This window comes from Allobosea sp. 05T422_2, from assembly GCF_056396265.1.
Map to the genome: position 1 here is coordinate 1 of NZ_JBFTLD010000185.1, position 13258 is coordinate 13258.

Annotated in this window: 11 protein-coding genes; 8 read left to right on the plus strand and 3 right to left on the minus strand. The window is 64.6% G+C overall.

Translation table 11 applies throughout. From position 1 onward, the window contains the following. The coding region (locus tag AC1DJT_RS25245; protein WP_476835111.1) for an ABC transporter substrate-binding protein at positions 1–1303 on the plus strand (1303 nt) is incomplete at its 5' end. Between the two features lie 12 nt (positions 1304–1315). Here the strand turns inward: AC1DJT_RS25245 and aptA are convergent. Together aptA and AC1DJT_RS25255 are read right to left on the minus strand one after the other, a co-directional pair. Then, the gene (gene aptA / locus AC1DJT_RS25250; RefSeq protein WP_441507096.1) at positions 1316–2653 is read right to left on the minus strand and encodes an omega-aminotransferase AptA; all 1338 of its coding nucleotides are present in this window, start codon (positions 2651–2653) and stop codon (positions 1316–1318) included. A 103-nt stretch (positions 2654–2756) separates the two neighbouring features. Next, positions 2757–3653: a GntR family transcriptional regulator gene (locus AC1DJT_RS25255; RefSeq protein ID WP_476835112.1), complete on the minus strand. Its 897-nt coding sequence runs from the start codon at positions 3651–3653 to the stop codon at positions 2757–2759. Positions 3654–3736: 83 nt separating this feature from the next. Between AC1DJT_RS25255 and AC1DJT_RS25260 the strand changes: the two genes are divergently transcribed. Beyond that, positions 3737–4879 carry a C45 family autoproteolytic acyltransferase/hydolase gene (locus AC1DJT_RS25260; RefSeq protein WP_476835113.1) on the plus strand — a complete coding sequence of 381 codons (1143 nt, stop codon included), beginning with the start codon at positions 3737–3739 and terminating at the stop codon, positions 4877–4879. A gap of 75 nt (positions 4880–4954) precedes the next feature. Then, positions 4955–6526, plus strand: a complete 1572-nt coding sequence (locus tag AC1DJT_RS25265) for an ABC transporter substrate-binding protein (protein WP_441507099.1) — start codon at positions 4955–4957, stop codon at positions 6524–6526. On the opposite strand, the gene AC1DJT_RS25270 is transcribed toward AC1DJT_RS25265, so the two are convergent. Continuing rightward, positions 6523–7179 (minus strand): GntR family transcriptional regulator, encoded by a 657-nt coding sequence (locus tag AC1DJT_RS25270; RefSeq protein ID WP_069880967.1) that lies wholly within the window; start codon positions 7177–7179, stop codon positions 6523–6525. The two genes, AC1DJT_RS25265 and AC1DJT_RS25270, sit on opposite strands and share 4 nt — an antisense overlap. A 128-nt stretch (positions 7180–7307) precedes the next feature. Between AC1DJT_RS25270 and AC1DJT_RS25275 the strand changes: the two genes are divergently transcribed. From AC1DJT_RS25275 to AC1DJT_RS25295, 5 genes are all read left to right on the plus strand, one after another. After that, a complete protein-coding gene (locus tag AC1DJT_RS25275) occupies positions 7308–8201 on the plus strand; it encodes an alpha/beta hydrolase family protein (RefSeq protein WP_476769592.1) in 894 nt (297 codons plus the stop codon). A gap of 1 nt (position 8202) precedes the next feature. Then, complete coding sequence (locus AC1DJT_RS25280) at positions 8203–9753, plus strand: ABC transporter substrate-binding protein (protein WP_476769589.1); 1551 nt, start codon at positions 8203–8205, stop codon at positions 9751–9753. 79 nt (positions 9754–9832) lie between these two features. Next, the gene (locus AC1DJT_RS25285) at positions 9833–11383 is read left to right on the plus strand and encodes an ABC transporter substrate-binding protein (RefSeq protein WP_476835114.1); all 1551 of its coding nucleotides are present in this window, start codon (positions 9833–9835) and stop codon (positions 11381–11383) included. A 31-nt stretch (positions 11384–11414) separates the two neighbouring features. Next, complete coding sequence (locus AC1DJT_RS25290; protein ID WP_476835115.1) at positions 11415–12359, plus strand: ABC transporter permease; 945 nt, start codon at positions 11415–11417, stop codon at positions 12357–12359. Beyond that, on the plus strand, positions 12356–13171 hold the full coding sequence (locus tag AC1DJT_RS25295) for an ABC transporter permease (protein WP_069880963.1): 816 nt from the start codon (positions 12356–12358) through the stop codon (positions 13169–13171). Before AC1DJT_RS25290 ends, AC1DJT_RS25295 begins: the two co-directional genes overlap by 4 nt. The last annotated feature ends 87 nt before the right edge of the window (positions 13172–13258 follow it).

Sequence of the window (13258 nt, forward strand, 5' to 3'; positions counted from 1 at the left end):
GAGCTACACCTTCGAACTGCGCAAGGGACTGACCTTCCACAACGGTGCGCCGCTGACCGCCGCGGACGTCGTCTGGAGTTGGCAGCGATATATGGACCCGAAAACGGAATGGCGTTGCCTTGCCGATTTCGACGGCCGCAGCGGGCTCAAGGTCGAAGCGGTCGAAGCCGTGTCGCCAACCACCGTGCGAATGCGCATCAACGAGCCCAACGCGCTCTTTCTGTTCTCGCTGGCGCGCACCGATTGCGGCAGCGCCGCAGTAATCCATAAGGATTCGTTGAATCCTGACGGGTCGTGGAAAGCACCGGTCGGGACCGGCCCGTTCAAGTTCGGCGAGTGGCGGCGGGGCCAGCAGATCAGCCTGATGCGCTTCGCTGGCTACCAGTCGCTGCCCGGCGGCCTCGACGGCTTTGCCGGCAGCAAGCGGCCGCTCGTTCCGGAGGTCAGGTTCCTGGTCGTCCCGGATGCAGCCTCGGTGAAGGCCGGCCTGATCGCAGGCCAGATCGACATCGCCGAAGTGCTGGGCTCTGATGTCTCCGAGCTGAAGAAGGCTCCCGGTATAACGGTCCAGACCGCGACCACGGCAGCGCGCCATGCACTGCTCTTCCAGACCAATGACCCGATCTTCAGGACGCCGGCGATGCGCCAGGCGCTTGCGGCGGCCATCGATTTCAGCCAGCTCGTCGCGATCGTCTCCGATCTCGGCGTGCAGCCGAACAACTCCACGATCCACGCCAAGTCGGCCTATCACAGCGACGTGCAGAACCTMTCGCACGGCTACGATCCGGCGCGTGCGAAGAAGCTTCTCACCGAGGCCGGCTACAAGGGCGAGCGGCTGAAGATCACCACCAATAACCGTAAATCGGCGCCAAGCTTCAACATCGCAGTCGTGCTGCAGTCGATGTTCCAGGCCGTCGGCGTCAACTCGGACATCGATGTCGTGGAGTGGGCGACCCATATGGATCGCTTCCTCAAGGGCAATTACCAGCTGATGGTGCATTCCTACTCGGCGCGGCTCGACCCGGCGCTGAGCTTCGAGCATTTCACCGGGCCGAAGGCGGACCAGCCCCGCAAGGTCTGGGATGACCCCGCTGTGATTGCGCTGCTCGACAAGGCCTCGAAGATCGAGAGCCCGGCCGAGCGTCAGAAGATCTTCGACGAACTGCACAAGCGGATGATCGACGACGTGCCGCTGGTGATGCTGTTCAACTCGATCGAAGCCTGGGCCTCGACGGCGCGCGTCTCCGGCTTCGTGCCGTGGGAGTCGCGCGTGCGGGCCTGGGAGGTTGCTATCAAGTCCTGAAGAGCCGATGCATCAATCGATGCTGCGCAGGGCAGTTGCGATGGTCGCGAAAACCAGGTCGATCTCGCCTTCCGAGACGATGAGCGGCGGCGACAGCACGATCGTGTCGCCCGACCCGCGCACCAGCACACCTGCCTCATAGCAGGCCTTGGCGCAGGCCGCTCCGCGCGCGCCGGGCTGCCCTGGCCGCGGTGTCAGCTCCACGGCGCCGAGCAGGCCGATGCTGCGGATGTCGGCAACATGCGGGGAGCCTTTGAGCGCCAGCGCACGCTCCTGCCAATGCGTGCTTGCCGCCTTTGCGCGCGCCACGATGCCCTGTTCGGCAAAGACATCGAGCGTGGCGAGCCCAGCGGCACAAGCGAGCGGGTGAGCCGAATAGGTATAGCCGTGGAACAGCTCGATCACCTCGGGCGGGCCGGCCATGAAGGCATCATAGACCGTATTCGAGACGATGACGCCGCCCATCGGCACCGCCCCATTGGTCATGCCCTTGGCGCAGGTGATGAGATCGGGCGTCACGCCGAATGCCTGCGCCGCGAATGGGGTGCCGAGGCGTCCAAAGCCCGTGATGACCTCGTCGAAGATCAGGAGCACGCCATGCTTGTCGCAGATCGCGCGCAGGCGCTCGAGATAACCCTTCGGCGGCGCGTAGACGCCGCCCGAGCCGGTCACCGGCTCGACGATGACGGCCGCGACGCTGGCCGGGTCGTTCATCTCGAGCACGCGCTCGAGTTCCTCGGCATAGGCCGCGCCGGTGTCCGGCTGGCCGCGCGAGAACGCCATGCCGGCATCATAGGGTAGGGCGAGATGGGCGACTTCCGGCAGCAGCGGGCCAAAGCCGCGCTTGTGCCGGCCGAGGCCTGCCACGGAAAGCCCGCCAAAACCCATGCCGTGATAGCCCTTGGCCCGGCCGATCAGCTTGGTGCGGCGCGCGTCGCCGCGCGCATGGTGATAGGCGCGTGCGATCTTGAGCGCGGTATCGACCGCCTCGGAGCCGGAATTGACGAAGAAGACGTGATCGAGCCCCTCGGGCGCGAAATCGCACAGCCGTGCCGCATAGGTCTGCGCGGCAGGATGGCTCATCTTGAACGAAGAGACGAAATCGAGGCGCCCAGCCGCCTCACGGATCGCCTCGACGATGCGCTGCTGGCCGTGGCCGGCATTGACGCACCAGAGGCCTGCCATCGCGTCGAGGACCTGGCGCCCTTCGGGAGTGAAGTAGTGCATGCCCTCGGCGCGCTCGAACAGCATCGGCTCCTGCTTGAAGCCGCGCATCGGCGTGAACGGCATCCAGAAGGCGTCCGGAGCGTTGCTGCGGTCGGTTTCGCTGCGAAGGGCGGTGGCTGGCATGAAGCGATCCTCGGGCGGGGCGATCCCATCACGGGCGCGCCATTGGCGAGAGGCGATACTGTCTTTATTCCGTACGAAAGACAATATCRCTTCACATGCCTTGCTAGCCGGGCGTGGGCGGCGGTTGCCGGACTCTCCGCTTGAGTTCGCTGGCGCGCTGCAAATGCCGGCGCATCAGGACCGAGGCGATTTCCCGGTCTCCGGCTTGCAGGCGTTCGAGGATCTCGATGTGCTCGGTGCAGCTGACCTGGACCCGTTCGGTGCCGGAGCCCCAATCATAGTTGGAGAGCCGTCGCATCTGGTTTTCCCGGCGGATGGCGGAGTGGATGAAGCGATTGCCCGATGCGGCCGCGAGACCTTCGTGAAAGGCCGCGTTCATCTCGTAGAAGGCGACGCTGGAGGACTCGCGCCAGGGCTGGGTCAGGGTGTGGCGGTGCCGCCTCAGCATCTCCGCCGCCCAGTGCYCGTCGAGGCGAAAGCCAGGTTCGAGAAAACCCATGGGTTCGAGCAGCATGCGGAAGCGATAGCGCTCCATTCGCAGCGACGAATCCGAGGATTCATGCAGGAAGCGCCAGCCATAGCCMGGCTTGCGCTCCACCATCTCCAGCTCGGCCAGGCGTTTCAGGGTGCGCTGGATTTCCGGTCGCGCCATCTCGTATCGGCGCATCAGCTGCAGCTCGGAAACGTCATCGCCAAGCGCGCCGCTCTCGCGGTCGCGTGCGATCCTGACCAGAGCGAGGTCGGTCTCGTCGGGCGAGCCGCCACTGTCTGCCGGAAGCGGAAGCGCGCTGACAAGCTCGACGCCCTTGTTGGGGTGACGAAGCACGATTCCCTGGCCTTCGAGGTGGCTGAGCRCCGCCCGCACCGGGGTCCGCGAGACATTCAGGCGCTTGGCCAGATTGTTCTCGTTGAGCCATGCGCCCGCCGCGAGACCATCCTCGCGCGCCAGTTGGATGATGCGCTCGGCCAGATCCTGCTGGAGCCGCGTCGGTTCGGCCATGAATTTCCTCTTGATTGTCTTACTGCGTGATGAAATACATTAACTGTTAGCCGGGCGCCAGAGCCGGCGCGGAGATTTGGTCCATGGTTGAGCCCTTTCCATTCATCGATGTTTCGGGATCGCCCTATGAGCGCGGCCGGCAGCATGGCGCCGCGGTCCCCACGCGCGTCAAGCGCAGCATCGAGCTCTATGGCGGCCAGCTCACCGATCTCGGCTACGATGCCGTTGCCAAGTCGCGATTGATCGCCGAATTCGCCCGCGAGATCGAGGCTTTCGGCGCCCACTATGTCGAGGAGATGCGCGGCATCGCCGACGGTGCCGGCGTCACGCTCGAAGATATCGTGATGGTCAATGCCCGCACCGAAGTCATGGCCAAGGCACGGCTCGAGAAGGCCAAGCCGGTCGAGGCCGGGGAGGAGCTCGACGATGGTTGCACGGGCGCGGTCATCCTGCCCGAGCGCAGCGCGACGGGCGAACTCATCCACGGCCAGAACTGGGACTGGAAGGCGGAATGCGCCGAGACCGCCATCGTGCTGCGCGTGCGCCGCGATGACGGCCCGGACTTCCTGACCTTTGTCGAGGCGGGCGGTCTTGCTCGCTGTGGCATGAACGCCGCCGGCGTTTCGATCACCGCCAACTATCTGGAATCCGAGCGCGACTTCACCCAGGCTGGCGTGCCGCTGGCGCTGATCCGGCGCAAGGTGCTGGAGCAGGAGCATTTCGCCATGGCGATGAAGGCCGTGGCGACGACGCCGAAGGCCTGCTCGAACAACATGATGCTCTCGACGGTCGCAGGCTTCGCCATCGACTTCGAATGCGCCCCTGATGAGGCCTTCCCGATCTACCCGGCCGATGGCCTGATCGTTCATGCCAACCATTGGGTCGGCTCGATCGCGCTCACCAAGATCAAGGACACCGGCATTCCGCGGGTGCCGGAGAGTTTCTATCGCGACTGGCGCGTCCGCAAGCTGCTCGACGATGCCGGCCGCAAGCTCAGCGTCGCCGATCTCAAGAATGCGTTCTTCGACGACTTCCTGTCGCCCTATGCCGTCTGCCGCCCGCCGCGTCCCAACGAGACCKGCAATCTCTCGGCCACGGTGTCGATGGTGATCATGCAGCCGGCGAAGGGCATCATGGAAGTGGCCCCGCTGCCGGCCCTGAACCGGCAGTTCACGCGCTACAGCCTGACTGACGATCCGGTGACGCTGGCCGAAGCCGCCGAGTGAGTTCTTTGCATGCGTCGGAGCCGTAGAGGGCGGCCCGACGCCATTCGCTAACAAAAAATCAGGAGGGGATCGAACATGGCTTTCAAACCGATTGCGGCAGCAGCGCTTGCCAGTGCGGCAATGACCTCGCTGCTGGCAGGTCTCGGCCCGTCGCTCGCGGCGCCAACGAGCATTCGCGCGCATCTCAATGCCGATATCCGCAGCATCAATCCGGGCGTGAACCGGGACGACAATACCGACGCCGTCGTGCTGCATATGGTCGAGGGCCTCGTCGCCTATGGCGATGATGCCGAGGTCAAGCCGCTCCTTGCCGAGAAGGTCGCGCTGTCCGAGGACGGGCTGAGCTACACCTTCACACTGCGCAAGGGGGTGAAGTTCCACAATGGCGCGCCGCTGACGGCTGCCGACGTCGTCTGGAGCTGGAACCGCTACATGGACCCGAAGACCGAATGGCGCTGCCTTTCGGAATTCGACGGGCGAGGGCGGGTCAAGGTCGAATCCGTAACGGCGCCGGATGCTTCGACGGTGGTGTTCAAGCTCGACAAGCCGAGCTCTCTCTTCCTTGCCAGCATCGCCCGCACCGATTGCGCCATGACCGGGATCATGCACAAGGATTCGGTGAAGGCGGATGGCAGTTTCGACAAGCCGATCGGCACGGGGCCATTCAGCTTCGGCGAATGGCGCCGCGGCGAATATATCCGGCTCGTGCGCAATGCCGACTACGCCAGCCTTCCCGGCAAGATCGATGGCTATACCGGCAGCAAGCGTCCGCTGGTGGATGAAGTCCGCTTCCTGATCGTGCCTGACAGCTCCACCGCCAAGGCCGCATTGCTGCGTGGCGACATCGACGTCATCCCCGACGTCGCCAACGCTGAAGTCGGCGAGCTGCGCAAGAACCCCAAGGTCGAGGTCTCGCTCGTCTCGAACATGGGATTGGTCGGCCTCCTGCTGCAGACCCGCGATCCGTTGCTGCAGAACCAGAAGCTGCGCCAGGCGATTGCCGCGGCGCTCGACGTCAACGAGATCGTCTCCGCCGTCACGGACGGCCTGGGCAAGCCGAACAATTCGATCGTCCCTGCGATGTCGTCCTATTACGGGCCGGTGCAGAAGCAGGGCTACAAGCACGATGTCGCGGCTGCCAAGAAGCTGCTTCAGGAAGCCGGCTACAAGGGCGAGCCGATCGTGATGCTCGCCAACAAGCGCTATCCGCAGAGCTTCGATTCCGCGGTGATCGCGCAGCAGATGCTGCAGGGCGCCGGCATCAATGTCTCGATCGAAGTGCTGGAATGGGCGACGCAGCTCGACCGCTACAGCAAGGGCAACTACCAGATGCAGGCTTTCCCCTATTCGGCCCGCCTCGACCCCGCACTGAGCTTCGAGTCGATCGCCGGTCCGAAAGCGACCCAGCCGCGCAAGGTCTGGGACGATCCGGACTCGCTCGCGCTGCTCGACAAGTCGATGGTGGTTTCGGACAAGGCCGAGCGCCAGAAGCTGTTCGACGAACTGCACACGCGCTTCATCGCCCAGGTGCCAATGGTCATGCTCTATAATGGGCTCGATGCCGGCGTCTATGCGAAGCGCGTGAAGGGCTACCAGTCCTCGATCCTGTCCAAGCCCAGGCTCTGGGAAGTCAGCGTCACCGACTAAAGGTCCCCCGGCTCTCTCTCGGGTGCATCCTTGAGAATATGAGCTGCAATCAACTGCGAGAGGCGCGCAATGTCGCGCTTCTCGATGGCTTCGAGCATGGCGTGATGGTCACGGTCGCTGCGCAGCAGCGACTCGTGGGAGGCCCATACCGTGACGTTCGACCCGCGCCCGCGATCACGCAGGTTCCAGATCAGCTCCTCCAGCACGGGGTTGCCGCTGAGATGATACATCACTTCGTGAAATTCGGCGTTGACCCGGCTCTGGTCGGCGCGCGTGCCCTCGCGCACCGCCACGCCGAACTCCTCGGCGAGGCCACGAAGCGTCGAGAGGGTTGCCGGCGTCATCCGGCCAACGATTGCGGTCGCGACGGAGGTCTCGATCACGATCCTGACGGACCGGATATGGCGCAGGGTCTCTCGATCGATCTCGGCCACGCGGTAGCCCCGGTTGGGGACATGTTCGATCGCCTTGCGCACGACGAGTTCGTCGAGCGCGGTGCGAACATCGAAGCGCGTCGCGGCGAATTTCTGCTCGATGTCGATCTGACGGAGCCATTCGCCGGACCGGAATTGGCCGAGCTTGATCGCCTCGGCGATCTCTCCAGCCAGGGCGTGTTTCGATTTCGGCTTACGCTTCACGGTCGTCATCGTCATCCCCTAGCTCATCTCGCCGCGATTTCGCTACCGAGCGAAGCGACCGATCCAAGCTTGCCAGCCTGAATGCAACGTGCAACATAATTGGCGCCAATTTAAAAGCCAATAAAGGATATCCGATGGCTGCGATGACTGCGACGCGTGAAGCGCCCGAAGCCAGGAAGGCCGACAAGGCTGCCGCGCTCTACGACATGGACCGGACCACGGTCTTCGCCAGCCGGCACGATCCCCGCTTTGCCTATTGCCTCTACGTGCCGCCGTCAGTGGGGCAGGGCGGCGAGCCGCCGGCGCTGGTCGTCGCCATGCATGGCACCGGCCGCAGTTTCATCACCTATCGCGATGCCTTCACCGAGTTCGCGCGCTGGAACAACTGCATCGTGCTCGCGCCGCTCTTCCCGGTCGGGGTGCGGGGCGACGGCTATCGTGACGGCTTCAAGTACATGCGCGAAGCCGACATCCGCTACGATCACGAACTGCTTGCGATCGTCGACGAGGTCGGCGAGCGCTACAATCTCGACTTCAAGCGCTTTGCCCTGTTCGGGTATTCCGGCGGCGGACACTTCGCACATCGCTTCATGCTGCTGCATCCCGACCGCCTCTGGGCCGCCTGCATCGGCGCACCGGGTTCGGTCACGCTGCTCGACCCGACCCGCGACTGGTGGGTCGGCACGCGGAATTTCGCGGCCCTGTTCGGGCAGGAGATCGACTTGGCCGCCCTCGCCAAAGTGCCGGTCCAGATGATCGTCGGGGCTGCCGATCTGGAAACCTGGGAAATCACCCACAAGGAAGGCGGCCGCAACTGGATGCCGGATGCCAACCATGCCGGCAAGACCCGCCCTGAGCGGCTCGCCAGCCTGCAGCGCTCCTTCGAAGCCGCAGGCGTGAAGGTGCGCTTCGATCTGGTGCCGAACATGCCGCATGACGGCGTCAAGGCTGTGCCGCGCGTAGAGGAATTCCTGGCGGAAACGCTGACCCGCCTGCGTGCGGATGCTGCGCCTCTCACCGTGCTGAAGGGGAAATGAAGTGAACCTGACGTCGTCCCTGGCTATTGCTTTGACCCTTGTTGCTGCGCCGGTTCTGGCGCAGCAATCGACGATCAATGTCGCGCTCAATGCGGACATCCGTTCGACCAACCCGGGCGTCAACCGGGACGACAATACCGATGCCGTCGTGCTGCACATGGTCGAGGGCCTGGTCGGCTACCGCGAGAACGGCGCGGTCGCGCCGTTGCTGGCGGAGTCGATCGCGGTCTCGCCCGACGGGCTCACTTACACCTTCACGCTGCGCAAGGGCGTGAAGTTCCACAATGGCGCGGTCATGACCTCGGCCGACGTGCTGTGGAACTGGAACCGCTACGTGGACGCGAAGACCGACTGGCGCTGCCGGGCGGAATTCGACGGCCGGACCGGCATGAAGGTCACCAGTGTCGACGCACCTGATCCGTCGACCTTCGTCATGAAGCTGGAAAAGCCGAGTGCGATGTTCCTCGACACCATGGCGCGCACCGATTGCGCCATGGTCGCGATCATCCACAAGGACTCGGTGAAGGCCGACGGCAGCTGGGACCGGCCGATCGGCACCGGCCCCTTCACGCTCGGCGAATGGCGCCGCGGCGAATTCGTCTCGCTGAAGCGCTTCGACGGTTACGTCTCGCCCCCTGGCGAGCAGCGCGACGGCTATGTCGGCCGCAAGCGTGCCCTGGTGCCGGAGGTGAAGTTCCTCTCCATCGCCGATGGCGCCACGATCAAGGCCGGCTTGATGTCGGGCGCATTGCATGTGGCAGACGTCCCTGATTCCGACGTGCCGGAAATGAAGAAGATCCCCAATCTCGAAGTGATGAGCGCCCCGAGCGCGACGAAGCACGCCTTCCTGTTCCAGACGCGCGACGCCCTGCTCGGCGATGTCCGGATGCGCCAGGCGATCGCGGCCGCGCTCGATCTCGACCAGATCGTCGCGCACACCTCGAACGAGCTCGGCAAGACCAACAACTCGGCGATCTATGTCACGTCGCCCTATTACAGCGAGGTGCAGCGCCAGCGTTACACCCAGGACCTCGCCAAGGTGAAGAAGCTGCTCGCCGAGGCCGGCTACAAGGGCCAGCCGATCAAGCTGATCGCCAATAAGCGCTCGACGGTGCCGAGCTTCCCGGCCGCGGTCGTGGCCCAGGCCATGCTGCAGGCCGCCAGCATCAACAGCGAGATCGAGGTGCTGGAATGGGCGACCCAGCTCGACCGCTATTCCAAGGGCAACTTCCAGATGATGTCCTTCAGCTATTCCGCCCGCATCGATCCTGCCCAGAGCTACAACCAGTTCAGCGGACCCAAGGACGCATTCCCGTCCAAGGCCTGGGACAGCCGGCGTGCCGACGAGCTGATCGAGAAGGCGACTCTCGTCGGCGATCCGGCCGAGCGCCAGAAGCTGTTCGACGAGCTCCACAAGCTGATGCTCGCCGAAGCTCCGCTGATCTTCCTCTACAATCAGGTCGACACGGCCGGTGTCTCCAGGAAGCTGCGCGGCTTTGCCCCCTGGGTCGCTGGGAAGCCGCGGCTCTGGGAGGTCAGCTTCGCCAATTGAGGCGTTGCTCCTGGCCCGCGCCGGACCCGGGCCAGCTCATCTCAAAACCAAGAAGAACGACGACAACAGGAACATCGACATGAACCGCATCTATGCCTCGGCCTTCGCACTGGCGACCTCAGCGCTCGTCGCTGGTCCGGCCGCCGCCCAGTCCGTCACGGTCGCGGTCGCTGCCGATATCCGCAGCTCCAATCCCGGCGTGAACCGCGACGACAACACGGATGATTTCGTCCTGCAGCTCGTCGAGGGCCTGGTCGGTTATGCCGAGGATGGCACGGTCGGGCCGCTTCTCGCCGAGAAGGTCGAGATGTCGGCCGACGGCAAGGCCTACACTTTCACGCTGCGCAAGGGCGTGAAGTTCCACAATGGCGCGGAGCTGACCTCGGCCGACGTCGTCTGGAGCTGGAACCGCTACATGGATCCGAAGACGGAGTGGCGTTGCCTGTCCGAATTCGACGGTCGCAATGGCCTGAAGGTCGAGGCGATCGAGGCTCCCGACGCCAACACCGTCGTGATGCGCATCAACTCGCCCAGCGCGCTCTTCCTCGACGCGCTGGCACGCACCGACTGCGCCATGGCCGCCGTCATCCACAAGGACTCGCTGAAGGCGGACGGTTCCTGGGACAAGCCGGTCGGCACCGGGCCGTTCAAGATCGGCGATTGGAAGCGCGGCGAGTATTTCACCATGACCGCCTTCGACGGCTATGTGTCGCCGAAGAGCGACAAGCGCGACGGCTATATCGGCCTGAAGAAGCCGCTCATCAAGGACGTGAAGTTCCTTGTCGTGCGCGATCCCGCGACGGTGAAGGCCGGCCTGATCTCAGGCGCCATCGACATGGCCGAAATCCTGCCGAGCGATGTCGAGGAACTGCGCAAGAATCCCAAGCTCGACGTGAAGGTCGCCCCGAACGCCGTGCGCCACACCTTCCTGTTCCAGACGAACGACGCGCTGATCAAGAACGTCAAGCTGCGCCAGGCCATCGCCGCCTCGCTCGACATGACCGAGCTGGTCGCAGCCGCCTCCAGCAATCTCGGCACGCCGAACAATTCGGCGATCTATCCGAGCTCGGCCTATTTCGGACCGGTCGAGAAGCAGGGCTTCAGCTATGACCCGGCCAAGGTGAAGAAGCTGCTCCAGGAGGCCGGCTACAAGGGCGAGAAGATCTCGATCATCGCCAACAAGCGCCCGACCGTGCCGAGTTTCCCGGCCGCCGTCGTGGCTCAGGCGATGATGCAGGCCGCCGGCATCAATGCCGAGATCGAGGTCCTGGACTGGGCAACCCAGCTCGATCGCTACAACAAGGGCAATTACCAGATGCAGTCCTTCTCCTATTCGRCACGCTTCGACCCCGCACTCGGGTTCGAGCAGTTCGCCGGGCCGAAGGACAAGCAGCCGCGCAAGGTCTGGGACAATGCCGAGGCGCAGGCACTGATCGACAAGTCGATGGTCGTTTCGGACAAGGCCGAGCGCCAGAAGCTCTTCGACGACCTGCACAAGCGCATGATCGAAGAGGTGCCGCTGATCATCTACTTCAACGGCCTCGACGTGATCGCGCATTCCAAGCGCGTGCGCGATTTCCAGCCGTGGCAGTCGAAGATGCGGATGTGGGGCGTCAACCTCGCCAATTGAGGCGCAGGTCTGACGGGGAGGGGAAGCACCAATGCTGCGTTTCGCGCTCACGCGCATCCTGATGGCGTTGCCGACACTGTTCATCGTGGCAGTCTCGGTTTTCGTCCTGATCCGGTTGATCCCGGGTGATCCGGCCCAGCTCATGCTGGGCGACCTCGCCGATCCGGCGAGCCTGGCCGATCTCCGGGCACGCCTGGGCCTCGATCGCAGCCTGCCGATGCAGTTCGCGATCTGGTTCGGCAATCTGCTGCAAGGCGATCTCGGCCAGTCGATCAATTCGCAACAGGCGGTCCTGCCGCTCATCGCCCAGCGCTTCTTCATCAGCGCGCAGGTGGTGCTGGTTGCGGTGCTGTTCGCCTGCCTGGTCGCCGTGCCGGCCGGCGTGATCGCCGCCTGGCGGCAGAACAGCTCGCTCKATCTCACCCTGGTCGGGCTGGCGACGCTGCTGCTCTCGATCCCGACCTTCTGGCTCGGCCTGCTCCTGCTGCTGTTCTTCGGGCTGAAGCTCGAATGGCTGCCGGTCGTCGGCTATGTCTCGATCGGCGAGGACACGACACGCGGCATCCTCTACCTCGTCATGCCGATCCTGACGCTGTTCCTGCACGAGATCGGCGTGATCCTGCGCATGGCGCGCGCCTCGACGCTGGAGGTGCTGCGGCTCGACTACATCACCCATGCCCGCGCCAAGGGCCTCTCGGAAGGCGCCGTGCTCTGGCGCCACGCCTTCAAGAACGCCTTCGGGCCGACCTGGACGCTGATCGGGCTCGTGCTCGGCAACCTGCTCGGCGGCATCGCCGTGGTCGAGACCGTCTTCACCATTCCCGGCCTCGGCCGTCTGCTGGTCGATTCGATCTTCGCGCGCGATTACCCGGTGATCCAGGGCTGCCTGCTCTTCGTCGCCTTCACCTATGTCCTCGTCAATCTGGTGATCGACCTGTGCTATCCCATCTTCGACCCGCGGGTGACAGCCGAATGAAGCTCCCCGCACCCAACGCCCTGCTGGGCGGTCTGCTCATCGGTGTCCTGCTCGTCGTCGCCCTGACCGGCGCGGTCTGGACCCCCTACGATCCCCTGCAACTCTCGTTCCGCGCCAAGCTCGCGGCGCCGAGCGCCATGCACTGGCTCGGCACCGACGAGTTCGGCCGCGACGTGCTCTCCCGCCTGATGGCGGGCGCTGCGACCAGCGTCTGGATCAGCCTGCTGACCGTCACGCTCGCCGTGACGCTGGGCACCGTGATCGGCGTCTTCAGTGGCTATCTCCGCGGCTGGTTCGACCGCATCGTCATGGCCTTCAACGATGCGCTGCTCGCCTTTCCCGGAATCCTGCTGGCGCTCGGCCTGCTCGCGGTGGTGGGTGCCAACAAATACGGCATCATCGTCGCGCTCGGCATCGCCTATGCGCCCTCGGTCGCCCGCATCGTGCGCGGCACGGTGCTTTCGCTGCGCGAGCGCGAATACATCGCCGCCTCCCGCGTGATGGGCAATTCCGAGGGCTTCACCATGGCCCGCCACATCCTGCCGAACTGCATCGCGCCGCTGACCGTGCTGGCGACCTCGATGTTCGGCTATGTGCTGCTGGCGGAGAGCGCGCTCTCCTTCCTCGGCCTCGGCGTGCCGCCACCAGCCCCGACCTGGGGCAACATGCTCGCCGGTTCGCGGCCCTATATCGGCCAGGCCGTCTGGCTCGGCATCTTCCCCGGCCTGTGCATTTCGCTGACGCTGCTCGGGATCAATCTTCTCGGCGATGCGGTGCGCGACAAGCTCGACCCGCGCATGAGGGGAATGTGATGGCCTCGTCCGAAACACTTCTGCGCGTCGACGACCTCACGCTCGAGATCGGCAGCACCGGCAAGCGCGTCGTCAACGGCGTCAGCT

Coding starts and splice junctions, on each gene's coding strand:
- AC1DJT_RS25265 (WP_441507099.1), top strand. CDS start 4,955: ATGGCTTTCAAACCGATTGCGGCAGCAGCGCTTGCCAGTGCGGCAATG.
- AC1DJT_RS25295 (WP_069880963.1), top strand. CDS start 12,356: ATGAAGCTCCCCGCACCCAACGCCCTGCTGGGCGGTCTGCTCATCGGT.
- AC1DJT_RS25275 (WP_476769592.1), top strand. CDS start 7,308: ATGACTGCGACGCGTGAAGCGCCCGAAGCCAGGAAGGCCGACAAGGCT.
- aptA (WP_441507096.1), bottom strand. CDS start 2,653: ATGCCAGCCACCGCCCTTCGCAGCGAAACCGACCGCAGCAACGCTCCG.
- AC1DJT_RS25270 (WP_069880967.1), bottom strand. CDS start 7,179: ATGACGATGACGACCGTGAAGCGTAAGCCGAAATCGAAACACGCCCTG.